The 22,350-nt window shown below is 58.0% G+C and carries 29 protein-coding genes and 1 tRNA gene; 18 read left to right on the top strand and 12 right to left on the bottom strand.

What is annotated here, in order from left to right; genetic code table 11:
• Window positions 1-190 precede the first annotated feature (190 nt).
• From B1722_RS07520 to B1722_RS07510, 3 genes are all read left to right on the top strand, one after another.
• Window positions 191-772 carry a DJ-1/PfpI family protein gene (locus tag B1722_RS07520; RefSeq protein WP_086792055.1) on the top strand — a complete coding sequence of 194 codons (582 nt, stop codon included), beginning with the start codon at window positions 191-193 and terminating at the stop codon, window positions 770-772.
• Between the two features lie 13 nt (window positions 773-785).
• Window positions 786-1,097, top strand: a complete 312-nt coding sequence (locus B1722_RS07515) for a ribbon-helix-helix domain-containing protein (RefSeq protein WP_041070458.1) — start codon at window positions 786-788, stop codon at window positions 1,095-1,097.
• 186 nt (window positions 1,098-1,283) lie between these two features.
• Window positions 1,284-1,628: a YegP family protein gene (locus B1722_RS07510; RefSeq protein ID WP_041070456.1), complete on the top strand. Its 345-nt coding sequence runs from the start codon at window positions 1,284-1,286 to the stop codon at window positions 1,626-1,628.
• Window positions 1,629-1,759: 131 nt separating this feature from the next.
• On the opposite strand, the gene B1722_RS07505 is transcribed toward B1722_RS07510, so the two are convergent.
• Both B1722_RS07505 and B1722_RS07500 read right to left on the bottom strand, forming a co-directional pair.
• Window positions 1,760-2,644 (bottom strand): dihydrodipicolinate synthase family protein, encoded by an 885-nt coding sequence (locus B1722_RS07505; protein WP_174377386.1) that lies wholly within the window; start codon window positions 2,642-2,644, stop codon window positions 1,760-1,762.
• Window positions 2,645-2,666: 22 nt separating this feature from the next.
• Window positions 2,667-3,449 (bottom strand): aldolase, encoded by a 783-nt coding sequence (locus tag B1722_RS07500; protein ID WP_086792051.1) that lies wholly within the window; start codon window positions 3,447-3,449, stop codon window positions 2,667-2,669.
• A 106-nt stretch (window positions 3,450-3,555) separates the two neighbouring features.
• Here B1722_RS07500 and B1722_RS07495 point away from each other — a divergent pair, with 106 nt between their 5' ends.
• Window positions 3,556-4,098 carry a helix-turn-helix domain-containing protein gene (locus tag B1722_RS07495; protein ID WP_041070450.1) on the top strand — a complete coding sequence of 181 codons (543 nt, stop codon included), beginning with the start codon at window positions 3,556-3,558 and terminating at the stop codon, window positions 4,096-4,098.
• Window positions 4,099-4,195: 97 nt separating this feature from the next.
• On the opposite strand, the gene B1722_RS07490 is transcribed toward B1722_RS07495, so the two are convergent.
• The gene (locus tag B1722_RS07490; protein WP_086792049.1) at window positions 4,196-5,215 is read right to left on the bottom strand and encodes a DUF4917 family protein; all 1,020 of its coding nucleotides are present in this window, start codon (window positions 5,213-5,215) and stop codon (window positions 4,196-4,198) included.
• 153 nt (window positions 5,216-5,368) lie between these two features.
• Here B1722_RS07490 and yiaY point away from each other — a divergent pair, with 153 nt between their 5' ends.
• A complete protein-coding gene (gene yiaY, locus B1722_RS07485) occupies window positions 5,369-6,517 on the top strand; it encodes an L-threonine dehydrogenase (protein WP_041070446.1) in 1,149 nt (382 codons plus the stop codon).
• 144 nt (window positions 6,518-6,661) lie between these two features.
• Here yiaY and B1722_RS07480 read toward each other — a convergent pair whose 3' ends face one another.
• Window positions 6,662-7,150 carry a DMT family transporter gene (locus B1722_RS07480; protein WP_086792047.1) on the bottom strand — a complete coding sequence of 163 codons (489 nt, stop codon included), beginning with the start codon at window positions 7,148-7,150 and terminating at the stop codon, window positions 6,662-6,664.
• A 77-nt stretch (window positions 7,151-7,227) separates the two neighbouring features.
• Between B1722_RS07480 and B1722_RS07475 the strand changes: the two genes are divergently transcribed.
• From B1722_RS07475 to B1722_RS07440, 8 genes are all read left to right on the top strand, one after another.
• Entirely contained in the window at window positions 7,228-8,139 is a 912-nt protein-coding gene (locus tag B1722_RS07475; protein ID WP_174377385.1) for a LysR family transcriptional regulator, read from the top strand.
• Window positions 8,140-8,161: 22 nt separating this feature from the next.
• Entirely contained in the window at window positions 8,162-8,896 is a 735-nt protein-coding gene (locus tag B1722_RS07470) for a hypothetical protein (RefSeq protein WP_086792045.1), read from the top strand.
• Between the two features lie 37 nt (window positions 8,897-8,933).
• Window positions 8,934-9,650 carry a hypothetical protein gene (locus tag B1722_RS07465; protein WP_086792043.1) on the top strand — a complete coding sequence of 239 codons (717 nt, stop codon included), beginning with the start codon at window positions 8,934-8,936 and terminating at the stop codon, window positions 9,648-9,650.
• Window positions 9,651-9,654: 4 nt separating this feature from the next.
• Window positions 9,655-10,071 (top strand): fosfomycin resistance glutathione transferase, encoded by a 417-nt coding sequence (gene fos / locus B1722_RS07460; RefSeq protein ID WP_086792041.1) that lies wholly within the window; start codon window positions 9,655-9,657, stop codon window positions 10,069-10,071.
• Window positions 10,072-10,131: 60 nt separating this feature from the next.
• On the top strand, window positions 10,132-10,770 hold the full coding sequence (locus B1722_RS07455) for a LysE family translocator (protein WP_086792039.1): 639 nt from the start codon (window positions 10,132-10,134) through the stop codon (window positions 10,768-10,770).
• A 77-nt stretch (window positions 10,771-10,847) separates the two neighbouring features.
• Complete coding sequence (locus B1722_RS07450; protein WP_041070430.1) at window positions 10,848-12,197, top strand: bifunctional diguanylate cyclase/phosphodiesterase; 1,350 nt, start codon at window positions 10,848-10,850, stop codon at window positions 12,195-12,197.
• A gap of 118 nt (window positions 12,198-12,315) precedes the next feature.
• A complete protein-coding gene (locus B1722_RS07445) occupies window positions 12,316-12,474 on the top strand; it encodes a general stress protein (RefSeq protein ID WP_084234198.1) in 159 nt (52 codons plus the stop codon).
• Window positions 12,475-12,549: 75 nt separating this feature from the next.
• Complete coding sequence (locus B1722_RS07440) at window positions 12,550-13,053, top strand: DUF4142 domain-containing protein (RefSeq protein WP_041070428.1); 504 nt, start codon at window positions 12,550-12,552, stop codon at window positions 13,051-13,053.
• A 117-nt stretch (window positions 13,054-13,170) separates the two neighbouring features.
• Here B1722_RS07440 and B1722_RS07435 read toward each other — a convergent pair whose 3' ends face one another.
• The gene (locus B1722_RS07435) at window positions 13,171-13,581 is read right to left on the bottom strand and encodes a low affinity iron permease family protein (RefSeq protein WP_027614440.1); all 411 of its coding nucleotides are present in this window, start codon (window positions 13,579-13,581) and stop codon (window positions 13,171-13,173) included.
• A 187-nt stretch (window positions 13,582-13,768) separates the two neighbouring features.
• Here B1722_RS07435 and tam point away from each other — a divergent pair, with 187 nt between their 5' ends.
• A complete protein-coding gene (gene tam, locus B1722_RS07430; RefSeq protein ID WP_086792037.1) occupies window positions 13,769-14,539 on the top strand; it encodes a trans-aconitate 2-methyltransferase in 771 nt (256 codons plus the stop codon).
• Between the two features lie 128 nt (window positions 14,540-14,667).
• Here the strand turns inward: tam and B1722_RS07425 are convergent, their stop codons facing one another.
• The 7 genes from B1722_RS07425 to B1722_RS07395 all read right to left on the bottom strand — a co-directional run bounded on the left by B1722_RS07425 (window position 14,668) and on the right by B1722_RS07395 (window position 18,825).
• The gene (locus tag B1722_RS07425; RefSeq protein ID WP_041070422.1) at window positions 14,668-15,396 is read right to left on the bottom strand and encodes a class I SAM-dependent methyltransferase; all 729 of its coding nucleotides are present in this window, start codon (window positions 15,394-15,396) and stop codon (window positions 14,668-14,670) included.
• A gap of 148 nt (window positions 15,397-15,544) precedes the next feature.
• Window positions 15,545-15,952 (bottom strand): type II toxin-antitoxin system HicB family antitoxin, encoded by a 408-nt coding sequence (locus B1722_RS07420; RefSeq protein WP_041070420.1) that lies wholly within the window; start codon window positions 15,950-15,952, stop codon window positions 15,545-15,547.
• A gap of 36 nt (window positions 15,953-15,988) precedes the next feature.
• Entirely contained in the window at window positions 15,989-16,168 is a 180-nt protein-coding gene (locus B1722_RS07415) for a type II toxin-antitoxin system HicA family toxin (RefSeq protein WP_007963251.1), read from the bottom strand.
• 266 nt (window positions 16,169-16,434) lie between these two features.
• A tRNA-Gly gene (locus tag B1722_RS07410) sits at window positions 16,435-16,508 on the bottom strand.
• 159 nt (window positions 16,509-16,667) lie between these two features.
• Window positions 16,668-17,552 carry an alpha/beta fold hydrolase gene (locus B1722_RS07405; protein WP_041070418.1) on the bottom strand — a complete coding sequence of 295 codons (885 nt, stop codon included), beginning with the start codon at window positions 17,550-17,552 and terminating at the stop codon, window positions 16,668-16,670.
• Window positions 17,553-17,868: 316 nt separating this feature from the next.
• Window positions 17,869-18,561, bottom strand: coding sequence for a pseudouridine synthase (locus B1722_RS07400; RefSeq protein ID WP_086792035.1), 693 nt, complete (start codon window positions 18,559-18,561; stop codon window positions 17,869-17,871).
• A 33-nt stretch (window positions 18,562-18,594) separates the two neighbouring features.
• Complete coding sequence (locus tag B1722_RS07395; protein ID WP_086792033.1) at window positions 18,595-18,825, bottom strand: cysteine-rich CWC family protein; 231 nt, start codon at window positions 18,823-18,825, stop codon at window positions 18,595-18,597.
• A gap of 374 nt (window positions 18,826-19,199) precedes the next feature.
• Between B1722_RS07395 and B1722_RS07390 the strand changes: the two genes are divergently transcribed.
• The 4 genes from B1722_RS07390 to B1722_RS07375 all read left to right on the top strand — a co-directional run bounded on the left by B1722_RS07390 (window position 19,200) and on the right by B1722_RS07375 (window position 22,350).
• Entirely contained in the window at window positions 19,200-19,463 is a 264-nt protein-coding gene (locus B1722_RS07390; protein WP_041070412.1) for a hypothetical protein, read from the top strand.
• A gap of 179 nt (window positions 19,464-19,642) precedes the next feature.
• The gene (locus B1722_RS07385; protein ID WP_041070410.1) at window positions 19,643-20,041 is read left to right on the top strand and encodes a hypothetical protein; all 399 of its coding nucleotides are present in this window, start codon (window positions 19,643-19,645) and stop codon (window positions 20,039-20,041) included.
• A gap of 203 nt (window positions 20,042-20,244) precedes the next feature.
• Window positions 20,245-21,453 carry a glycosyltransferase family 4 protein gene (locus B1722_RS07380; protein ID WP_041070408.1) on the top strand — a complete coding sequence of 403 codons (1,209 nt, stop codon included), beginning with the start codon at window positions 20,245-20,247 and terminating at the stop codon, window positions 21,451-21,453.
• A gap of 36 nt (window positions 21,454-21,489) precedes the next feature.
• Window positions 21,490-22,350, top strand: coding sequence for a hypothetical protein (locus B1722_RS07375; RefSeq protein ID WP_086792031.1), 861 nt, complete (start codon window positions 21,490-21,492; stop codon window positions 22,348-22,350).

Below are 22,350 nucleotides of genomic sequence, written 5' to 3'. Positions count from 1 at the left end.
AGGGTGGCAGGGGATTACCTTAATCAAGCCATAAACCGGGGCGCTCGGGCTGGTACAGCCAGGCACAGAGTTATCCATACAGTTGGATCCCCTGTGGCGAGGGAGGCGTAGTAGCCGGTTGTTACCCGCCTAAACGGATAAGGTCTACCTTGAAGACTCCTGCAAGCCCATTTCCAGAGGAGTCCTCCCCATGGCCGCGAAAAAAATCCTGATGCTGGTCGGCGATTACGTCGAAGACTACGAAGTGATGGTGCCGTTCCAGGCCCTGCAGATGGTCGGCCACACCGTGCACGCCGTGTGCCCGGACAAGGCCGCCGGCAAGACCGTACGCACCGCGATCCATGACTTCGAAGGCGACCAGACCTACAGCGAGAAACCCGGGCACCTGTTCGCCCTCAACTTCGACTTCGCCAAGGTCGCCGAGGCCGATTACGACGCGTTGCTGATCCCCGGCGGACGAGCGCCGGAATACCTGCGCCTGAACGAAAAAGTCCTGGAGCTGGTGCGCGCCTTCGACAAGGCTGGAAAGCCGATTGCCGCGGTCTGCCACGGCGCGCAGCTGTTGGCGGCAGCGGGCGTTCTCGAAGGGCGCGAATGCAGCGCCTATCCGGCCTGCGCCCCGGAAGTACGGCTGGCCGGTGGCACGTTCATCGATATCCCGGTGACCGACGGCCACGTTCAAGGCAATCTGGCCACGGCACCGGCCTGGCCGGCGCATCCGAACTGGCTGGCCGGTTTCCTCGGCCTGCTCGGCACCCAAATCACCCTGTAACGAGGATTCGCCGATGTGCGAGCTCTACGTCAAGGCCGACCCGATTCTCTACGAATCCCGCTCGCGCTCACTGCGTATCTGCGGCGTGGTGACGACGCTGCGCCTGGAAAACCAGTTCTGGGACATCCTCAGCGAAATCGCCGAAGTCGATGGCATGACCACCAACCAGTTGATCGCCAAACTGTATGAGGAGGTGATGGATTATCGCGGCGAGGTGGTGAATTTTGCTTCGTTCCTGCGGGTGAGTTGTACGCGCTATCTGAGTCAGCGGCGGGTGACGGAGCCGCAGTTGTCGGTAGTGCGGGCAGTGGTGAAACAGTCCTGACCGAGTTGACCCCATCGCGGGCAAGCCCGCTCCCACAGGTTTCTCTGGTGCTCACAAATTTTGTGATCGCTGACGAACTCTGTGGGAGCGGGCTTGCCCGCGATGGGGCCGTTACAGGCGACAGAAGTCTTGGGCTGGTCTTTACTCTGAAGCGCGAAACCCCTCAACCGCCAAGGAGAATCGAGCATGTCCGGATGGTACGAAGTGAGCAAAAGCAGCAACGGCCAGTTCAGGTTTGTGCTGAAAGCCGCCAACGCCGAAACCATTCTCACCAGCGAGCTCTACACCACTCGTGCGGCAGCCGACAGCGGTATTGCTTCGGTGCAGACCAACAGCCCGCTGGATGAACGCTACGAGAAAAAGACCACCAAGGATGGTCATCCTTACTTCAACCTCAAGGCTGCCAACCACCAGATCATCGGCAGCAGCGAGTCCTACTCCAACGACGCCGCGTGCGCCAAAGGCATCGCCAGCGTCAAGGCCAACGGGCCGAGCAAAGTGATCAAGGACAAGACCCTGCCGGTGCTCTGAACCCGGAACACCCCTCTGTAGGAGCTGCGGCACGCTGCGATCTTTTGATCTTGATGGTAAAGAGCAGGATCACAAGATCGCAGCCTCGTTTCACTCGACAGCTCCTACAGGGATTTTTGTTTTGCCTGAGATCAGCGCAGGGTTTTCAGGATGGTTTGCAGTTGCGTTTGTCCCGCCTCGCTCAACGGAAACACCGGCAAGCGCGGATCACCAACCTCCAGCCCCGTCTCCCGCAGTCCGGCCTTGATCGTCGCTGGCAAACCGCCCTTGAGGATGAAATCCAGCAGCGGCAACTGGCGATAGAACAGCTCGCGTGCGCGTTCCAGATCACCGGCCAGCGCAGCCGCATACAGATCCAGATTCAGCTGCGGGATCAGGTTTGGCGCGGCGGTGCACCAGCCTTTGGCCCCGGCGGCAAACGCCTCCAGCGCCAGCGGATTGCAGCCGTTGTAGAACGGCACCTGACCTTCACCGAGCAATTGCAGCTTGTGCATGCGCTGAATGTCGCCAGTGCTCTCCTTGACCATGGTCACGTTTTCCACCGCATTGACGATGCGTAGAATCAGCTCGACCGACATGTCGGTGCCGCTGGTGGCCGGGTTGTTGTAGAGCATGATCGGCACGCCGATGCTGTCGCCGATGGCGCGGTAATGAGCGAGGATTTCCGCTTCAGTGAGTTTCCAGTAGGAGGCGGGCAGCACCATCACCACGTCAGCGCCGTGGGCTTCAGCGAAGCGTGCGCGGCGTACGGCTTTGGCGGTGGTCAGGTCGGACACGCTGACGATGGTCGGCACCCGTTTGGCGACGTGCTGGATGCTGAATTCGGCGACCTGATCCCATTCGGCGTCGCTCAGATAGGCGCCTTCGCCGGTGCTGCCCAGCGGGGCGATGGCGTGAACGCCGCTGTCGATCAGGCGATCGATGGATTGGCCGAGGGCCGGCAGATCGAGGCCTTCGCCGTTGGCGTTGAACGGGGTGATGGTGTAACCGATGATGCCGTGAATGTTGGACATGATGAGTCTCCAGGAAAAGCTGAAATCAGTTCAGGCAATCGGCGTGTTGGCGCAGGTTCTGCCGGGCGTAGTAGTTGAAAGCGGCGGCGTGGCGCTTGGGTTTCGACACCCAGTCATGGGCTTCGCGCCCCAGCGCCGGAATGATCGGTTTGATCGTACCGGCGGCCATCGCCAGCAACTGCAACTTAGCCGCGCGCTCGATCAGTTGGGCGATGACACAGGCCTCTTCGATCGTGCCGCCGGTCGACAGCTGGCCGTGGTGCGACAGCAGAATGGCGCGCTTGTCACCCAACGCACCGGCGATCAGTTCGCCTTCTTCGTTACCCACCGGCACGCCCGGCCAGCCTTCGAGAAACGCGCAGTCGTCGTACAGCGGGCACAGGTCCATGTGGGAAATCTGCAGCGGCACTTCCAGCATCGACAATGCAGCAATGTGGGTCGGGTGGGTGTGGATGATGCAGTTCACGTCCGGCCGGGCGCGGTAGACCCAGCTGTGGAAACGGTTGGCCGGGTTGGCCATGCCGTGACCTTCGAGCACTTCCAGGTCCTCGTTGACCAACAGCAGATTGCTCGCGGTGATCTCATCGAAACCCAGGCCCAGTTGTTGAGTGTAATAGGTCCCCGGTTGCGGGCCGCGAGCGGTGATCTGTCCGGCCAGACCGGAGTCGTGACCGTTCTCGAACAGGATCCGGCAGGTCAGCGCCAGCTTTTGCCGGTCAGTCCACGTATTATCCGCCAGGCTTTTTTGCATTTGGGTCAGCGCTTGCTTGACCAGTTGTTCTTTAGGTAGTGCTAATGTCTTGGCCATGTCTGTGTCCTTTGGGTGATTGTAAATGACACTAAAGAGCCTATATGACACAAAGTGTCATAAGCAAGCATCAATCGTCGTTTCCTTGATGGAATAACTGCTGCGCATGTCTATCCGTTTGAAATTGTTGAGAAAAAAACTTGGCGTGACACTTGAGGCGCTGGCGGAAAAATCCGGCATGACCAAGAGTTATCTGTCGAAGGTCGAGCGCGGGCTGAACACCCCGTCGATTGCGGCCGCGCTGAAACTGGCGAAGGCACTGAACGTGAAGGTCGAGGAATTGTTCTCCGAAGACAACGTCAGCCTCGACAGCTATAGCCTGGTACGCAGCCACGAACGCCAGTCACTGGCAGCCAACGATCAGAGTCCGGGATATGCGGTGCTGGCGCATCAGGTCAGCGAGCGCAACCTGCTGCCATTCATCATCTACCCGCCGCGCGAATTCACCGACAAGACCTTCAAGGAGCACTTGGGCGAGGAGTTTCTGTTCGTCCACGAAGGGCAGGTGGAAGTGGATTTCATGAACGAGCGGGTGCTGCTGGAGCGTGGCGATGCGCTGCACTTCAATGCGCAGAAGCCGCACCGGATCAGATCGGTGGGCGAGGTGCAGGCGCAGTTGCTGGTGGTGGTGCACAGCAGCGAAGATTGAGGTGCCCCCAAAAGCTTCGCGAGCAAGCTCGCTCCCACAGTAGTTCGCGTTCCAATGTGGGAGCGAGCTTGCTCGCGAAGGCGTCAGTCCGGTTACATCAAACCTCGACCGGCACTGAAAGCTTCGGATTCCCCAACGCATGCGTCTTCGCATCAAAGAACCGCAACGCAACACCGGTCCCTTCGAACACCTTCGCGTAATGGCGCTTCTGATGCTGAATGAACGCCGCACTGCGCGGATAGATCGAGATCGCCACGCTCGCCGTTTTCGCCAGGCGCAGCGCCCTCACGATGTGCGCATCCTGCTCGCCCAAGGCATGACCGAAGATGCACAGGTTATCCGCGTGCCCCAATAACTGTTCATAACAGAACGACAGATAATCCGAACTGCGGATGGTCTTGAGCTTGTCCGCGCTCGGCCCTTCGGTGACGAACAGCGGCACGTCGTCCAGCGTTTTGATCGTGTTGTTGATCGCGAAACTGCCGAGCAGGGTGCCCTCGGTCGAGGTCAGTTTGCGCGCGGTGCCGTCCTGGTTGCGCACCAGATGCAGGCCGCCGTGCAGGTACAGCAGACGCGGTTTGGTGCTGGCGCTTGCGCTCAGATCGAAACTGGCGTCGGGGCCGTTGAACAGGTCGTCGATGGCTTCGCTGCGGTGCTGGATCGCCCAGTGGTTGAGCAGGTCGTAGTTGGTGGTGAACACCGTGCGGTAGCGCGCCAGTTCCTCATTGAGCGTGACCAGGGTCGAGGCCTGTACCAGCCGCCACGGAATGTGTACGGCGTGCACGGTATTGATCAGTGCTTCCTTGATCGCGTAATAGCGATTGCGCGGTGCGGCCGAGCTGACGGCCAGCGCCTTGTTGACCCGACTGGTGGTTTTCAGTGCACCGAGCACCTGCTCGAAGCTGCGCGTCTGCATCGCGTCGAACACGCTCAGTTCTGACGGGCTCAGTGGCTTCTCTTCCACCGTGCGCGCGTTTTCGAACAGCGAGTCGTAGCCGAAATCGTCCCACACCGCGCGGCTGGCGCCATTGCCCACCAGCAGACCACTGAAGTCAGTGGTGGCACGCAGGGCGCTCCAGTCTTCGAGGGTGGCGTCGACATCCAGAAAATCGGTCATTGCGTGGGCAGTCTCAAAACTAAGGGCGGATGGACGGCGACTTTATCACGAGCGGGCGTTGAGCCAGATCAACATCGGCCGTGACCGATCAGTCGATCCTGTGCACATCCGCCGGATCGGAGCAGTCGATTCGGCCCCAGTCAGGAGACGCGCATGAGCAGCACCTTTTTCATTCCAGCCGTAAACATCATGGGCAATGGATGCCTCGACGAGGCCATGGTTGCGATCCGCAACTATGGGTTTCGCAAGGCGCTGATCGTCACCGACGCGGGGCTGGCCAAGGCTGGCGTGGCGACCATGGTCGCCGAGAAGCTGGCGATGCAGGACATCGACTCGGTGATCTTCGATGGCGCCAAACCGAACCCGAGCATCGCCAACGTCGAATCCGGGCTGGCGTTGCTCAAGGACAGTCGTTGCGATTTCGTGGTGTCGCTGGGCGGCGGCTCGCCCCATGACTGCGCCAAGGGCATCGCCCTGTGTGCGACCAACGGCGGGCAGATCCGCGACTACGAAGGCGTCGATCAATCGAGCAAGCCGCAGTTGCCGCTGATCGCCATCAACACCACCGCCGGCACCGCCAGCGAGATGACCCGTTTCTGCATCATCACCGATGAATCGCGGCATGTGAAAATGGCCATCGTCGACCGCAACGTCACGCCGTTGCTGTCAGTCAACGACCCGGCGCTGATGGTCGCCATGCCGAAAAGCCTGACTGCCGCCACCGGCATGGACGCGCTGACCCACGCCATCGAGGCCTACGTCTCGACGGCGGCCAACCCGATCACCGATGCCTGCGCGCTGAAGGCCATGACCCTGATCAGCAACAACCTGCGCCTGGCCGTGCGGGACGGCAGCGACCTCGCGGCGCGGGAGAACATGGCTTACGCGCAGTTCCTCGCCGGGATGGCGTTCAACAACGCATCGCTCGGCTACGTGCATGCGATGGCCCACCAGTTGGGCGGTTTCTACGACTTGCCTCATGGCGTGTGCAACGCCGTGCTGCTGCCGCATGTGCAGACGTTCAACGCACTGGTCTGTGCCGAGCGCCTGACTGACGTCGCCCACGCCATGGGCGCGGACATTCGTGGTTTCAGCGCGGAGGAGGGCGCTCAGGCGGCGATCAATGCGATCCGTTGTTTGGCCAGGGATGTCGATATTCCCGGCGGCCTGCGCGAACTCGGCGCCAAGCTCAGCGACATCCCGGTGCTTGCCACCAACGCTCTGAAAGACGCGTGCGGCCTGACCAACCCACGGGCGGCGGATCAGCGGCAGATCGAGGAGATTTTCCGTAACGCGTTTTGAGAGGCGCCGTCCTGATATGTTCAGCAGAGCTCACTGGCCCCTTCGCGAGCAGGCTCGCACCCACAGTTGAAATGCGATCACTGTGGGAGCGAGCCTGCTCGCGAAGACTGACTCGTCAACACCACAAAACCATGAGCTCTCAGATCAGCCAACCGCTGCCACATTCCGCTCAAACACCCCACCAAACTGAATCAACACCACCCCGCCAATCAGCAGCAACGCGCCCAACACCCGCGACGCCGTCAGCTGTTTCTCCACCAGCCCAAACAACCCGAAGTGATCCAGCACCATCGACGCAATCACCTGCCCGGCCAACGCCAGCGCAACAAACCCCGACGCGCCGAGTTTCGGTAACAACATCACCGCCAGCGCCACAAAGCACACGCCGAACGCACCGCCAGCCCACATCCACAACGGCGCCTTGCTGATAAAACCCAGCGACGGCAGCGGCAGGCGCAACGCCAGAATCACCGGCAACAGCACCAAAACACTCACCAGCAATGAGGCCAACGTTGCCCATAGCGGATGCCCAAGCCCCCGCGCCAGATTGCTGTTGATCGCACTTTGAAACGGCACCACCGCCCCGGCAAACGCGGCCAGCAGCAACAGACCGGCCCACTGCAACGTACTCATGATCACTCTCCAACAGGTTTTGCTGGACTCTAGAGTATTCGTCGAGCAGATTTAAATTCCGTTTTTTCATCCAGAACATGCACAAGATGAATGATCTGCGCCGTATCGATCTCAACCTGCTGGTGATCCTCGATGCCTTGCTCAGCGAGCAACACGTCACCCGCGCCGCCGAGCGGTTACACCTGAGTCAACCGGCGGTCAGCCATGCGCTGGCGCGTCTGCGCGACGTGCTCGGCGATCCGCTGCTGGTGCGCGCCGGTTCGACGCTGGTGCCCACGGCGCGGGCGCTGGAACTGGTCGCGCCACTGGCCGAAGCGTTGGCCCAGGTGCAATCACTGCTGGCGCCGAACACGTTCGATCCGGCCACTGCGCGGCGGACCTTTCGCGTGGCGATGTCCGACTACGGCGCGGCCATCATCCTGCCTGGACTGATCCGTACCTTGCGCCGCGAGGCACCGGGCATCGACCTGCAGATCAGCCACGCCAGCCGCGAAGGCATGCTCGACGGTGTGCTCAACGGCGACATCGATTTGGCCGCCGGGGTGTTCCCGGAAATGCCCAACGAATTGCGCAGCAGCGTGCTGTTCGAAGAACGCTACGTCTGCCTGCTGGATCGCCGCCGCTTGCCGGCCGACGGCGTACTGGATTTGCCGACCTACCTGTCGCGCCCGCACGTGTTGCTGGAAATGCGCGGCAGCGGCACCCCGGAAATCGAACGGGCCCTGACCGCATTGCGCGAACGCCGCCGCGTCGCCATCAGCCTGCCGCACTGGAGCGTCGCGCCGCAGTTGATCAGCGGCACGGATTTGATTCTCACGGTGTCGTCACGCAGCGTGCGCGACATTGATCAACAGCAATTGATTGTGCTGCCGCCACCGTTCGAGATTGCGCCGTTCACCTTTGTACTGGCGTGGCATAAGCGCCGGGGTGGGGATCAGGCGTTGAACTGGTTGAATCGCCGGATTGAGGAGGGGATAGTGCGCGGCTGAACACGTTATCAAGGAGTGGGAGGTGACAGTGAAGTCTGGATGGATCGGCTGGGTGGCCCTGAGTGGGTGGTTGATGGCGGGGCAGGTGTTGGCTGATTGCGTGCCAACACCGATGGCAGGAGATCTGGATCTTTCTGTCTGCAAGGAGTGGCCTGCATATCCAGGATTAACCATCAACGCCACTGCACAGTTTAAGCGCGGATCCCCATCTGATGACGCTGAGGCGCTGAGTACCTACGATTTCGACTTGTCCGTTCTGGACACTGCTCAATCGAAGCCCATTGCGACGTACTACAAAGCGGCTGCATTCGTATTGGATGGCGTCAGTTTGCGAGAATTAACGCTCGATACGGCTCGCTACACACTGACTACCGATCTTCGTGCCTTTGGCGTACGTGCGTTATCCACTAACGGATCCCGGATCAATCCGATGGAAGAAAACCTGCTTTCGCTCTACGTGAAAGAGGGCGAAAAATTGCGCCCGGTATTGGATAAATTAGTGGTTTATCGGTATGGCGGCGAGTGGGATGGTGACTGCGAAGGCGAGCGATATGAGATTTCAAGAACAGTAGAAATCGCTAAAACGAGCTCTCACGGCTATGCAGATCTGATTGTCAAAACCTTGGAGAAAGACACAACAAGTGTGGGGACGGGAGACGCATGTAAAACTGAAACCACTGACAACAAACCCGTTTTGACAACATTGCACTACGACGGAAAATCATACGTTTTGCCCAACGGTTTCCAAGGCCTGTAACCCGCCAGCCATACACAACAGCTATCAAGGAAGAACCATGCTCAACCCCACCAGACTCCTGCTCGCCCTCGGTTTGCTGGCCATCACCACCCAGGCCCACGCAGCCTGCACCACCCAGAGTTTCGACGGCAAATCCATGTCGCGTTGCAACGTCTGGCCGGCATTTCCGAGTCAGGCGATTTCGGTCAAATCCACCTACCTCGCCGACTCCGGTGGCGACGATGCCGGGGCGTTCGATCTGGAGCTGGCGCTCCTCAATGCGAGCAACGCCAAACCCATCGCCACTTACCATAAACCGGGCGCGTACAACTCCGATGCCGTGCGCCTGGAGGATGTACGCATCGATACGGCGCGCTACCGATTGACGCCGGACATCCGCGCGTTTGGGCTGCGCGCGAAGTTCGTTCACAGTTCCCATGCCATTCCCTACGAGAAAACCGATCTGGCGCTGTATGTGCGCGAGGGCGACGAGTTGCGTCCGGTGCTTGAAGGCCTGGTGGTCTTCAAGGACAACGGTGAGTTCGTGAATGACTGCGAGGGCTACAGCAAAAAAATCCGCCGGACCCTCGAGATCGCTCCAACGAGCCACAATGGTTTCGCCGATCTGATCGTCACCACCACCGGCAGTAAAATGAAAAACACCAAGTCCGGCAATCAGTGCGTATCGAACACCACCGAGCTGAAGAAAAAGCAGATCACCCTGACGTACGATGGCCAGCAGTACAACGTTCCTGAAGACCTCAGAGGTTACTGACCCCATGCTTACCGGCCTCAACCACCTGACCCTCGCCGTCAGTGATTTGCCCCGCAGCCTGGCGTTCTATCGCGATGTATTGAGTCTGCGCGTCGAAGCCACATGGGATGCCGGTGCCTACCTTTCGCTGCCGGGGTTGTGGGTGTGTCTGTCGCTGGACGCACAGCGCAGTAGCGAGCCGTCCGTCGACTACACCCATTACGCATTCAGTCTGGCCGAGGCGGATTTTTCGTCGTTCGTGCAGAGGCTAAAAGTGGCGAACGTGCGGGAGTGGCGTGACAACCGCAGCGAAGGTGCTTCGTTCTACTTCCTTGATCCTGATGGCCACAAGCTCGAAGCGCACGTCGGCGATCTGGCCTCGCGACTGGCAGCCTGTCGCTTGAAACCGTACTCGGGGATGCGTTTTTACGACGAGTCATGATCAGGCGTCGCAGGCTGATATAGACTGGCCATCATTTGTACTGGCGACAGCAGGTTTTTCATGACTCCATCGCTGTTAATGGCCGTTCTGGCCTCTGGTTTCATTTACGGCATCACACCCGGGCCGGGCGTTCTGGCGGTGTTCGGCATCGGCGCGGCACATGGCCGTCGGGCCGGGGCAGGGTTTCTTTGCGGGCATTTGCTTGGTGATGTGGTCTGGTGCAGTACCGCGCTGATCGCCATCGTCGGCGCCCGGGAAATCGGCAGCACGGCTTTTGACGTGCTCGGCGTACTCAGCGGCTTGTACCTGTTCTGGCTTGGCTGGCGCGCAGTGCGCGCCCAGCGGCGCAGCGATGATCAGCCGCAGGGCGCTGCGCGTCAGCCGTTCTGGCACGGAATCCTGTTTGGTTTGACCAATCCCAAGGCCTACCCGGTGGCGGTGGCGACGTTTACCGCGTTGCTGTCGAGTCGTGCCGAACTGCTCAACTGGTCGATGCTGCCGGCGCTGATCGCCCTGAGCTTTCTTGGCGGTTTGCTGGCCTACGCTATTCTGATCGGCGTGGTTGGCGCCCGACGCGTACGCACGCTGTATCAGCGCCACGAGCTGATGATCACGCGTTTATGTGGCGTGATGTTCATCGGTTTTGCCATCAATGCACTGGTGCACGCACTACCGGGATTGCTGCCGAACAAGGCTTGAAATTGTGTGCAGGGATGCTTGATCAAGGGCAAGGATGGTTGAACAGTGCTGCATTGTCCGGACACCCACGCTGAACCATGGAAAGCCGAAACTCCGCGCCGTTGGCGAGTTATATGGACCTGTTGCTGGATGCCGTCTGTGCGGTGGACAGGCAGGGCCGTTTCGTTTTTGTCAGTGCCGCCTGCGAGCGCATTTTCGGTTATACGCCTGACGAGTTGATCGGCCGGCCGATGATCGAACTGGTGCATCCGGCGGACCGCCAGCGCACGTTGGCAGCGGCCAGTGACATCATGGGCGGTGAACCGAAACACAACTTTGAAAACCGCTACGTGCGCAAGGACGGGCGCATCGCGAACATACTGTGGTCGGCGCGCTGGTCGGAGGTCGATCAGCTGCGCATCGCCGTGGCCCGCGACATCACCGAGCGCAAGCAGGCGGAATCGCGTCAGGCTGCGCTGTATGCGATTTCCGAAGCGGCGCATGTCGCCGAAGATTTGCTGGCGCTGTTCAAACGCATTCACTTGATCATCGGCGAATGGCTGCCAGCGCTGAATTTTTCCGTGGCGCTGTACGACGAGCACTGTGCGCAGCTGAATTTTCCCTATCACGTTGATGATCACGAATTGCAGCCCGAGCAACCGGGCACCGTCACCGGGCGTCTGTGTGCGCAAGTGATCCGCAGCGGTCAGCCGATTCTGCTGACGCCCGACAGCCCCGACGCCTCATCCGATTTCGCGGCGCTGGTGGCGGGGCAGGATTCACCGTGTTGGCTCGGTGTGCCGCTGAATTCGAAAAACGGCACCATCGGTGCGTTGATCGTCAAAAGCCTGCCCGGCGGCGAACGTTACACCGAACAGGACAAGGAACTGCTGCAATACGTCTGCGCGCAGGTCGCCACCGCCATCGAGCGCCAGCAACTGTACGCGCGGCTCAAGCGCATGGCGCAGTACGATCAATTGACCCAGTTGCCCAATCGCGGATTACTCAAAGACCGTCTCAAGGCTGCACTGGCCGGCGCCCGGGACGCGTCGGGAAACATGGCGTTGCTGTACGTCGATCTGGATCGCTTCAAACAGGTCAACGACACCTTCGGCCACGCGGTCGGCGACATGCTGTTGCAAACTGTGGCGAGTCGGCTCAAGGGCTGCGTACGCGATACCGATACCGTGGCGCGCATTGGTGGCGACGAATTCGTGGTGCTGCTGCACAGTATCCACGCCGCTGAAGACGCCGACAGCGTGGCCGAAAAAATCCGCCAGGTGCTTGTGCAACCCATGCGGCTGGACGGTCACAACCTGCACATCGAGCCTAGCATTGGCGTGGCTCGTTATCCCGAACATGGCAGCGAGGAGCAGCAACTGTTCCGGCATGCCGACCAGGCGATGTACGCCGCCAAACGCCTCAATCATCGGCTGGTTGATATCTGAACCGGTGCGCGCCGTTCGTCGCGGCGCGGGCAACTTTTCTAAACCTTTGGCAGCCTGGCAATTCTCAATCTAGGCGGGCACCTGCTCGCCAACGATCAACACCAAGAGGAAGAGAATCATGCCTAATTCAAGAAACTCCAACTCGGGAAACTTCGCCAACGATCGAACGAAGGCCTCTGAAGCCGGTCGCAAAGGTGGGAAAGTCACCACCACGACAGTCGACAAAGAGCCTGCGAAAGCCGAAATGGGCCGCAAGCCAGCTCAGAAGTCGAAGTAGTCGGCGAGGTTGTTTTGATTGAGAGGCGGGGGCGCAAGCCCCCGCTTGAATTTGCAGAGATAGGAGGGCGCGACCATGAGCCGGATGGCCACGCAGATACGTCATTTAAGTGTTGCCACCCTGTTGGGTTTGTTCGCTGGCACGGCATTCGCCCAGTCGCCTGCCGACTTCATCAACGATGCTTCTGCCAAAGGCATGGCCGACATCGAAGCCAGCCGTCTGGCGCACCAGAAATCCGAATCCAAAGAGGTCAAGGATTACACCATCGTGGTGATCAATGACCGCACCACGGCCAACCAGCATCTGGCGAAGATCGCCAAGAAACTCGATCTGCCGGTTGCACCCCGTGAAGAAATCGCCGACAAGGCCAAGAGCATGATCCCACAGGTCCAGGACGGTGAAACCTTCGACCAGGCCTACGCCGCCAGCCAAGTGAAAGCGACCGAAGAGGCCATCCAGCAGATCCAGAAGGAAGCGCAGTCGACCGATGTGCCGGAAATCAAGGCGTTTGCCGACGAGACCTTGCCAAAGCTGCAAAGCCATCTGCAAATGGCCCGGGCGCTGCAAGCCAGTCGCTGAGTTCGGATTTAACCAATTTCTGTGGCGAGGGAGCTTGCTCCCGCCGGGCTGCGTAGCAGACCTCTTCAGGGCTACTGAAACTCTCTCGCCGCAAAATTTGACCTGCCAGCAACGGTTTCAGCAGTCATTCAAATCCTGCTTCGGCTTGCTCTTCTCCCCCAGACCCTCAAGATCGAACACCTCGCTTTCCCCCAGGCTGCGGTAATGCTTGCGCAGCGCCTCCAGTTGTTTGAGATCCAGCGATTCCAACCCGAGCATCGCGTTCTGTGCTTCCTTGTTCACCCGCAGCAACTCATCAAGTTTGAGGTGCAGGATGTCGGTATCGCGGTTTTGCGTGTTCTGGATCAGGAACACCATCAGAAAGGTGATGATCGTGGTCGAGGTGTTGATAATCAGTTGCCAGGTGTCATTGAAATCAAAAATCGGCCCACTCAACCCCCACAGAAAAATCAGGATCAACGCGCCCATGAACGTTTTCGGGCTGCCGGCCCAAAGGGCCAGGGTCTGGGAGATTTTCGCGAATTTCATTGCGGTGTTCCTTATTGGGAGAGCATGAAATTCAGACATCCGGGATGCGATGAAAATTCTACTTACAATTGAAACCTGCCAATCATTGCGAGCAACCAGACACTCTTGGCAATAAGCCTCTCTGGAACTGCTCGCAGCGCTGCCTGTATGGTGACGAACCGCTGGAATGTCCCGACAGGAGAACGCAATGAGTTGGTCCGCCAGACAATACGTCGCTTTTGAAGATGAACGCACCCGCCCGGCCCGTGATCTGCTGGCGGCGATTCCCACGGTTCAGGCGCGATCGGTGGTCGATATCGGTTGCGGCCCGGGTAACTCCACCGAGCTGCTGGTGCAGCGTTTTGCGCAGGCGCAGGTCAGTGGTCTGGACAGCTCGGCGGACATGATTGACGCGGCGCGCAAGCGCTTGCCTGACGTGCAGTTCGAAGTCGCGGAAATCGGTAGCTGGGCGGATCAAGGGCCGTTCGATGTGATCTTCGCCAATGCCGTGCTGCAATGGGTGCCGGATCACGCGACGTTGCTGCCGACGTTGGCGGGTAAGCTGTCGGACGGAGGCAGTCTGGCGATCCAGATGCCGGACAACCTCAACGAGCCTTCCCATCGGCTGATGCGCGAAGTCGCCGCCAATGGCCCATGGGCCGCCAAACTGGCTGGCGCCGCCGGGCAACGCACCGACATGGCGAGTGCCAGCGATTACTTCTCGATGTTGCGTCCACACTGTTCGCGGGTAGATGTGTGGCGCACCACCTATCACCATCAGTTGTCCGGTGGAGCGGCGGGGATCGTGGAGTGGTTCAAGGGCAGTGGCTTGATTCCGTTTCTGAGCCCGCTGAGCGAAGAGGAGCAGGCGCAGTATCTGCAGCAGTATCTGGCGGCCGTTGCCGAGGCGTATCCGGCATTGCCTGATGGTTCGGTGCTGTTGCCGTTTCCGCGGCTGTTCATCGTCGCGACTCGCTGAAGCCAGCCTTCAGCCACCTGTAGTGAGGGGATTTATCCCCGAGGGACTGCGCAGCAGGCCCTTTAAGCGGTTGCTACGCAACCATCGGGGATAAATCCCCTCACCACATATTGTTTGCTCAGATCAGATTAGCGCTGCACCGCCACCAACATCATCATCGGCCGCTCCCGCTCTTCAGCCAGCGCCGGTTGCGCCGCCACCTCTGCATCGCTCGGGCCCCATTCGTTGACATGGCGAATGGCAAAACCCGCCGCGATCAACGAATTCAACAGCGTGCCCATCGTGCGGTGCTGCTTGATCACCCCGTCGGCCAGCCAGTGGGTCACCCGCTCGCCCTCCATCTGATAGCTGTCCAGCGGCCAGCGCTTGTGGCCATCGCTGTCGACCAGCCAGCCTGGATTGCGCGGGGCCATGAAGATCGGGTGCTCGATGGAGAACACAAAATGTGAACCCGGTTTCAACGCCGCGTACAGACGAGCTAACAGCCCTGGCAGATCCTTGATGTAATGCAGCGCCAGTGAACTGTAGGCGAGATCGAAACTGCACGCTGGGAGATCGAGATGCTCAAGATCGGCGCGTTCATAGCGGATGTTCGCCGCCGCAGTGGTTTCGCGCGCGCGCTCCAGCATCTTTTCCGAGACATCCAACCCCAGCACATGGGCGGCGCCATGTTCACTGGCCCAACGGCTGAACCAGCCATAGCCGCAGCCGAGGTCGACCACGTTCAAGTCGTGCATCGATGGCAGCAACGCCTTGAGCGCCGGCCACTCCGGCGCGGCATCGAGGCCGCCGATTGAACGGTTCATCTGGCTGTAACCGTGAAAAAATTCGGGGTCGTCGTAAATGTTTTGCGTCATGGGAAAGTGCTCTTTTGAGTTCGGTCATCAGCGGCACAGAGGCCGCGCCATGGAGTCCCTCGAAAGTCAAAACGCGTATTCGTCGATGGCCGCGCAGGGGGAGGGTGGTGGGTGATGGGGAAATGCTAGCGGAGGGCCGGATTTGTATTCAACCTTGCTGCAAGACCTTCAACGCTGCCGAGGCCAGAAACCCCGAACGACTTTTTTCTTCCGGGTGATGAAGCACATATTCATCTATGCGGTTGAGCAGATAGCCGGGCAGTGTGATGTTGAGTTTCTGCGCCTTGCCCAGGTATTTGGTAACGTCGATATCAACCACAGCCCAGGCACAACCGGAGTACTGCGGGTTCGCTACGTGCACGCCAAGCTTGCTGGCTGGCGGGATCGACGCACCGTCCTCGGCCAGAATTTCGAAATGCCCCTCAATGGCTTCACGAGCCATCGCGACGGCATCATCCAGGTCATCCCCGGCAGAAAAACAGCCGGGAATATCCGGTACCTCCACTCCCCAGGCGTGTTCTTCATCACCTATTGAAATTGCGATCGGGTAAAGCATGTTCGTGGACCTCCTGGACGCTGTCGGTGGAGTGAGTCAAAGCAGCGCCTGTTTCAAAATGCTGATGGCCGTTTTTTTAAGCAGGTCCTTCTTCGGATGCGGCACCGTCACCAGACCGGGTTTGATGGGATGTTTAAAGTGATGATGACTGCCTTTGACCCGCACCAGATACCAACCGTCTGCGACGAGTTGACCGATTAAAAAGCGGCTATTCACAACACCTCCTTGTGGTGTGCTTGGTGGGTACTATAACTACTGATTTTTTTTGATCAACACTATAACCACCGAACGGTCATCGTCCTTTGATTGGCTCGGTGGCAAGATCCAGTCTAGGCTGGGGCGTCGCGTTGGGATGATGGGTGTGTTACAGGCCTTTACGGGGCAATGCGGGCAAATCCCGGACACAAAAAAACCGGCCTTGTAGGCCGGTTTTTTCTGTTCCTGCATCCCCCGTCATAACCACGACGTGAGACCTGATTGAGTGGAGCGGGTAGAGGGAATCGAACCCTCAACTAAAGCTTGGGAAGCTTTCGTTTTGCCACTAAACTATACCCGCTCAGAGCGGCTGACTTTTTACCAGAGTCGGGCGCGAATTTGAAGTTTTTCTTTTCCTCGCAGCGCGTTACAGCATTGAAAACGGTCATTCGCGGGCGAATCCGCAGGGCCATCGATACTGGTTTTTCAGCCCCACAGACCCGCTCGCGACGACACTTTTTCAAATGGCCAGTGCATGGTGATCCTGAACGAACGCATAACGCGTTCGGCTCGTTTGCTGTGACGGTTTCAGGAAACCAAGCAGGGCGTTCTGACTATCGCGGCACGCAGCCTTGTGTTCCATGTCGAGAAAGTGACCGGTGGCCTGCAGCGTGGTGAAGGTGCTGTGCGCCACATGGTTGCCGAATATCCGTGCGTCTTCGGCGGCGGTGTATTCATCCCATTCGCCGTTGAGGAATAGCACCGGCACGTTGATCTTCCTCGCCGCATTCAAATAGCACTGACGATCGCTGTGCAACACGTCGTTGATGTGAAAGTGCATCTGCCCGTATTCGTGCTCGGCCAGGCTGCTGACGTGGCGATAGTTGAAGCGCTTGAACAGTGACGGCAGGTGTTTGCCAATCGTGTTGTTGACCAGGTGCCCGACCCGATCGCCATCGCGCTGGCCAAGGTAGTCGACACCGCGCTCCAGGTAATCAAGCATGTGTGCGTTGATCACTGGCGAGAACGAGCTGATCACAGCTTTTTCAATGCGCCGGGGCTGGTGGGCCAAGGCGACCAGGGTCGCCGCGCCGCCCCAGGAAAATGACAGCACATGTTCTGCGCTGAAGTGATCGATCAGCTCCAGCAGGATCTGCCCTTCGACTTCCTTGGTCAGATGTTTCTCGTGACGGTTGTGAATTTTCGACCTGCCCGCGTAGGGCTGGTCATAGCAAACCACGTTGAATTGCGGGTGCAGATTTTTCACGGTTTGAGCAAACGACGCAGTCGTGGCCATCGAGCCGTTGACCAGGATGATGGTCTTTTCTGCGGCGTCTGCGCGATAGAACTCCGTGTAAACCCGATACTGACCCTGTATATCCAGCACAGCGATTTCTGGCCTCATGTCATAAGACTCCTGGCAAGCAAGCGGGTATGCGCGCAAATAGAGATTGCACGAGCTTTGTGACAGGTAGGCATACGCCTGGAATTTGCTTGGCCCATGTCGATCCATGACTGCGGTCGACGGGTGTTGTTATTGGCGGGCAGTCTGCCGGCTGAGGCGCAACCCAGAGGGCTGACGACCGGCAAAAAGTTTCTTGGATGTATGTTGTGACTAATCGGTCACAATTTGGCCGACGTCCTGATTCAAGCAGTGGGATGGGGATCGCGCAAGTGCCGTTGGTAAATTGTTCGACAACTTCTGCTGAGCGGTCGCCGGCTTAGAACAAATGAATCTCTTCGGTGCGCAAAGCGCGGTACTCGCCCGGTTTTAGCGCGTTATCGAGCGACAGCGCGCCCATGGATTCGCGGTGCAGGCGCATGACTTTGTTGTTGAAGTGACCAAACATGCGTTTTACCTGATGGTAGCGACCCTCGACGATACTGAGGCGCGCCGCTCTCGGGCCCAGCACTTCGAGTTGCGCCGGTTGCGTGGTCAGGTTTTCGAAGGCGAAGTAGAGGCCCTCGGCAAACGTGACCGCGTATTGCGGCCCGATCTCCTGTTCGGTTTCGACGTAATAGACTTTTGGCAGTTTGGTCTGTGGCTGGGTCAGACGTCGTGACCAACTGCCATCGTTGGTGATCAGCATCAGCCCGGTGGTGTTGAAGTCCAGGCGCCCGGCGATGTGCAGGTCGTCCTTGTCCGGTTCATGGATCAGATCGAGCACGGTCGGGTGCTGCGGATCGCGGGTCGCACTGACGCAGCCAGGCGGTTTGTGCAGCATGAAGTAGCGCGCCGGTTTACCGACTTGCAGTACCTGCTCATCGACTTCGACGCGGCTGAACTCCAGCACTTCGCTGTGCGGGGCGCTGACGACTTTTCCGTCGATCCGCACGCGCTTTTCCACCAGCAACAGGCGAACCTGCTGACGGTTATAGCGGGGCAGGTTGCTGAGGAAACGATCGACGCGCATGGTCAGAAATCGGCGGACAAAGGGCCGCGCATCTTACGTGATCGGCCGCGCCGTTGCTTGCAACTGCGCCTCGACCTGCGCGCAGCGCGGGCACAGGCAGGATTTGTTGCGCAGCGCCGCTGGCAGCGCCTTGAGGACTGCCGGATCAATGCTCACGCCGTAGCACCAGCAGGCTCGGTCAGCGGTGCGCGGGTCGGCAAGGCTGCAATCGTTGCGTGCGCCGCAGGCTGGGCAGAGGTCGGGTTTAGTGTCGGAATCAGGCATAAGTCGGGTGAGGCATTTCCACGCAGGTGCGGTTACGGCCGGTTTGTCTGGCCTGCTACATCGCATGATCGGCCCGAGACAGCAGGGTATGCAAGGTGTCATGAGCATGTACGGTGGTGGCACCGATGTATTCCCGGACATTACGCAGGCTAACTGTGGGAGCGAGCCTGCTCGCGAAAGCGGTGGGTCAGCCAGCGTAAATGTCGTCTGACACTCCTTCTTCGCGAGCAGGCTCGCTCCCACAGGGGGGGGCAGTGTGACTGACGCCGCTGATCTGAAGCCTTTCCGCGCCCGGCACTTGCCCCGGACCTGACAGTCAAAACTGTGTCGGCTGCGCTGTCTTGCTGCGGCCGCTGGTCTTTCAGGAGGCCGTCATGAGTACTTCAAAACTGTTGCGCCGGGTGCTGCTGGGAGCGGTGCTCGGCCTGGGGCTGTCCGGGTGTTATTACTACGCCGGTCCTTACGATGCTTACCCTGCCACTTACTACTATCCCGGCTATTACTCACCGTATTACTACGGCGGTTATTACGGCCCGCGCTACTACGGTGGCGGGCACTATTACTACGGCGGTCACGGCTATCGCGGCGGTTATGGACGCGGTTACCACGGCGGCGGCTATCACGGTGGGCACCACTGATCGGCGGCTGAATGACAGTGTTTTCCAAATGAACAGGATTTCATCAATCACATGTTTCAACTTGTTACGAAAGCGCACCAGATTCGGAAAACGCTGTCAGATAATTCGTCAGTCACCGAATAACCGACTGATGCCTGCCAGCGTCGCTGGTGCGGCTACCCGCGGTCCAGGAGGCCGCCATGTATCGACGAATTCTTCTACTTGCTGCGATGATGTTTTCCGTTGCCGGTTGCGCTCCTTACTCCTACGCAGACAGTTACTACAGCTCGGAGGTCTACACGTCACCCGCTCCCGCGTACTACAACACTGGCGGCACGTATTACAGCGGTGGCGGCACCTACTACTCGGCCCCTCGCTATTACCAAGCGGCCCCGCGTTACTACCAACCGGCTCCGCGTTACTACTCGGCGCCGCGCTACTACCAGCCAGCGCCACGCTACTACGAAAGCCGTCGCTGGCACGACAACGATCGCGGGCGCTGGGACGGGCACCGCGGCGGGGGTTGGGATCGGGATCGTGGTGGCCGTGATCATCACGGTAACCGCGGTGACCACGGTGGGCGAGGCGGTCGCTGGTAATTCACCGCAAACAAAAAAGCGGCGCATTGAGCGCCGCTTTTTTTGTGCCTGCTGAAAAGTGCATGGATAGCTACATCTCCTAGGAAGCTCTCGGAAGGTTCCTACAGTTTTATTTCTTAATGTTTGATAGCGTTTTATTAAAACCCATTGATGTTGGAAGAACTCAATTTTGCGGAGTTGTATAAGCATGGAAGTCTTCACGTATGAATTTACTTGTTATTCATCAGAATTTCCCCGGTCAATTTCGTCACGTCGTATTGGAAGCGCTTCGCAGGCGGATAAAAGTACTGGCAATCGGGCGTGATACGGCACCGGGTGTCGTTGGTATAGAACTGCGTCAGTATCGGTCTTCAAGAATTGACTCCAATATTGGTCATCCATACTTGCGTGGTTATGAAGTGGCTGTGCGAGATGGACAAAGTGTTTTCGAACTGCTGAAGAAGCTTAAGCGTGAGGGATATCGACCCGATATTGTTCTTGCTCATCCAGGATGGGGTGAATCGCTATTCGTCAAAGACGTGTACCCGAATGTGCCCCTGATTCATTTCTGTGAATATTATTATCGTGCACAGGGAGCGGACTCTGGTTTTGATCGGGAATTTGCCGGTGCGTGGGATGCATCATCACGATTAAGAGTCTTGAACTCCATGCATCTTCTGAATATTGAACAGTGTGATGTTGGAATTGCGCCTACACAGTGGCAGCGTAGTCTTTTTCCTCAAGCCTATCAGCCCAAAATTCGTGTCATTCATGAGGGAGTGATTCAAAAACTGCATGCAGAAAAAGTTGAGGCAGTAACACTGCCCAATGGCGTGGTGATTAAAACGTGTCAACCCATCGTGACGTACGTCGCCAGAAACCTCGAACCCTATCGTGGATTTCATGTATTCATGAGATCCATTTCCCATATTCAAGCCCAATGTCCAACCGCACAAATAGTCATCGTCGGCGGAGATGACGTCAGCTATGGACGCAGGCCTGTCGGATTCAAGAATTGGCGAGAGCGAATGTTGTCGGAAGTGGGTTGCGATACTTCAAAAGTGCATTTTGCCGGGAGGCTGCCTTACCAGAAATATAGAGCGGTCCTGGAGCTTTCAAAGGTGCATGTATACCTGACTTATCCGTTTGTTCTGTCTTGGTCGTTGTTGGAGGCTATGGCGTCTAACTGCGTGGTGATCGGTTCTGACACAGCCCCGGTCACTGAAGTTGTTGTCGATGGGGTTAATGGTTTTATTGTCGATTTTTTTGATGGTGAAGCTATAGCGGCCAAAGTGTGTGGGGGATTAAGGTGTTTCAAAGAACTCGATGATCTCAGAAACGCGGCGAAGAGAACAGCAAGCCGGTTCTCTATAGATAATGGCTTGAAAGGTTACTTTCAGATTTTTGAAGATGCAGTGGCGGGTCGGTTTTAATTGGCGTGTTTCGTTATTTTGAAATGGAGATTTGAAATGTTCAAAGTTTCACGCAAGGATGCTTTAAAAAAAATCAAGGTCTTGGTGAAGTACGGTCTGATTCTGCTGATGTGTTATTGGGTTGTGAATTTTTATATCGAATGGGAGGAAGCAGCAGAGCGCAGGGCGATTTACCAAAAGGAGCAAGGGGACTGCAGCAAAAAGCTCGCCGGTATGGAGCGGGTTCCTATCAAGGGCGGGAGTTTGCTCGATCGGACCCGGATACCCGGGTTCCACTTCGGATCGACATTGAAGAGTGACGGATCGTGCATTGCCGATATTCTTGAAGGTTCGTTCTGGTGGACGGGAACGGAACTCCGTACGGAGTATGAGATGAGTGGGATAAAGCCGCCTGCGGGGTGGGGATATTTTCAGGTCGCGGCCATTCTTTCTACCCGGACGGGACGCACTGAGCCGCACAGGATGGGGTATCGACATACAGACTGGCCGGATGATCTGATTGTGGTACTGAAAAATTATCCAGGATTAGAACTTTGGCTTAATGCTCCCCCGCCTCATTTCAAGAATGCCTTTTCCGTTACCACATTTGTTATGCGTGATTGGCGTCGGCATGACGGAACACCTAGGACGATAGATTGTGATGGATTGAATTATCCTGGCGACAAGATTAAGGCGGCTGGTTTGGGCAGGCTGGACTTGTTGAAGTTTAATAAAGAACAATTGGAAAATCTGGATTTTGGAGAGTTACATACCTACTGCACAGTCGAGCTCTACAGTTTTGATTTTGCAGGTGGGATCGGACGTATCGGGCTGGACACAAGTTCGTTACGAGGTGCGCCTGAGGCGATTAAATTTGTTAGTGACTATCTTTCACGCGCCATAATTACAGGGAAGTAA

This window comes from Pseudomonas sp. SCPG-7, from assembly GCF_002156405.1.
Classification (GTDB): Bacteria; Pseudomonadota; Gammaproteobacteria; order Pseudomonadales; family Pseudomonadaceae; genus Aquipseudomonas; species Aquipseudomonas parakoreensis.
This window is presented reverse-complemented; position numbering and strand designations above follow the sequence as displayed.

What these genes read in the sequence shown, in the direction of transcription:
- tam (WP_086792037.1), top strand. Translation starts at nt 13,769, where the DNA reads ATGAGTTGGTCCGCCAGACAATACGTCGCTTTTGAAGATGAACGCACC.
- B1722_RS07440 (WP_041070428.1), top strand. Translation starts at nt 12,550, where the DNA reads ATGAGCCGGATGGCCACGCAGATACGTCATTTAAGTGTTGCCACCCTG.
- B1722_RS07375 (WP_086792031.1), top strand. Translation starts at nt 21,490, where the DNA reads ATGTTCAAAGTTTCACGCAAGGATGCTTTAAAAAAAATCAAGGTCTTG.
- B1722_RS07480 (WP_086792047.1), bottom strand. Translation starts at nt 7,150, where the DNA reads ATGAGTACGTTGCAGTGGGCCGGTCTGTTGCTGCTGGCCGCGTTTGCC.
- B1722_RS07465 (WP_086792043.1), top strand. Translation starts at nt 8,934, where the DNA reads ATGCTCAACCCCACCAGACTCCTGCTCGCCCTCGGTTTGCTGGCCATC.
- B1722_RS07475 (WP_174377385.1), top strand. Translation starts at nt 7,228, where the DNA reads ATGCACAAGATGAATGATCTGCGCCGTATCGATCTCAACCTGCTGGTG.
- B1722_RS07425 (WP_041070422.1), bottom strand. Translation starts at nt 15,396, where the DNA reads ATGACGCAAAACATTTACGACGACCCCGAATTTTTTCACGGTTACAGC.
- B1722_RS07390 (WP_041070412.1), top strand. Translation starts at nt 19,200, where the DNA reads ATGAGTACTTCAAAACTGTTGCGCCGGGTGCTGCTGGGAGCGGTGCTC.
- B1722_RS07420 (WP_041070420.1), bottom strand. Translation starts at nt 15,952, where the DNA reads ATGCTTTACCCGATCGCAATTTCAATAGGTGATGAAGAACACGCCTGG.
- B1722_RS07500 (WP_086792051.1), bottom strand. Translation starts at nt 3,449, where the DNA reads ATGGCCAAGACATTAGCACTACCTAAAGAACAACTGGTCAAGCAAGCG.
- B1722_RS07450 (WP_041070430.1), top strand. Translation starts at nt 10,848, where the DNA reads ATGGAAAGCCGAAACTCCGCGCCGTTGGCGAGTTATATGGACCTGTTG.
- B1722_RS07400 (WP_086792035.1), bottom strand. Translation starts at nt 18,561, where the DNA reads ATGCGCGTCGATCGTTTCCTCAGCAACCTGCCCCGCTATAACCGTCAG.
- fos (WP_086792041.1), top strand. Translation starts at nt 9,655, where the DNA reads ATGCTTACCGGCCTCAACCACCTGACCCTCGCCGTCAGTGATTTGCCC.
- B1722_RS07490 (WP_086792049.1), bottom strand. Translation starts at nt 5,215, where the DNA reads ATGACCGATTTTCTGGATGTCGACGCCACCCTCGAAGACTGGAGCGCC.
- B1722_RS07495 (WP_041070450.1), top strand. Translation starts at nt 3,556, where the DNA reads ATGTCTATCCGTTTGAAATTGTTGAGAAAAAAACTTGGCGTGACACTT.
- B1722_RS07385 (WP_041070410.1), top strand. Translation starts at nt 19,643, where the DNA reads ATGTATCGACGAATTCTTCTACTTGCTGCGATGATGTTTTCCGTTGCC.
- B1722_RS07395 (WP_086792033.1), bottom strand. Translation starts at nt 18,825, where the DNA reads ATGCCTGATTCCGACACTAAACCCGACCTCTGCCCAGCCTGCGGCGCA.
- B1722_RS07510 (WP_041070456.1), top strand. Translation starts at nt 1,284, where the DNA reads ATGTCCGGATGGTACGAAGTGAGCAAAAGCAGCAACGGCCAGTTCAGG.
- B1722_RS07405 (WP_041070418.1), bottom strand. Translation starts at nt 17,552, where the DNA reads ATGAGGCCAGAAATCGCTGTGCTGGATATACAGGGTCAGTATCGGGTT.
- B1722_RS07515 (WP_041070458.1), top strand. Translation starts at nt 786, where the DNA reads ATGTGCGAGCTCTACGTCAAGGCCGACCCGATTCTCTACGAATCCCGC.
- B1722_RS07445 (WP_084234198.1), top strand. Translation starts at nt 12,316, where the DNA reads ATGCCTAATTCAAGAAACTCCAACTCGGGAAACTTCGCCAACGATCGA.
- B1722_RS07520 (WP_086792055.1), top strand. Translation starts at nt 191, where the DNA reads ATGGCCGCGAAAAAAATCCTGATGCTGGTCGGCGATTACGTCGAAGAC.
- yiaY (WP_041070446.1), top strand. Translation starts at nt 5,369, where the DNA reads ATGAGCAGCACCTTTTTCATTCCAGCCGTAAACATCATGGGCAATGGA.
- B1722_RS07380 (WP_041070408.1), top strand. Translation starts at nt 20,245, where the DNA reads ATGAATTTACTTGTTATTCATCAGAATTTCCCCGGTCAATTTCGTCAC.
- B1722_RS07435 (WP_027614440.1), bottom strand. Translation starts at nt 13,581, where the DNA reads ATGAAATTCGCGAAAATCTCCCAGACCCTGGCCCTTTGGGCCGGCAGC.
- B1722_RS07455 (WP_086792039.1), top strand. Translation starts at nt 10,132, where the DNA reads ATGACTCCATCGCTGTTAATGGCCGTTCTGGCCTCTGGTTTCATTTAC.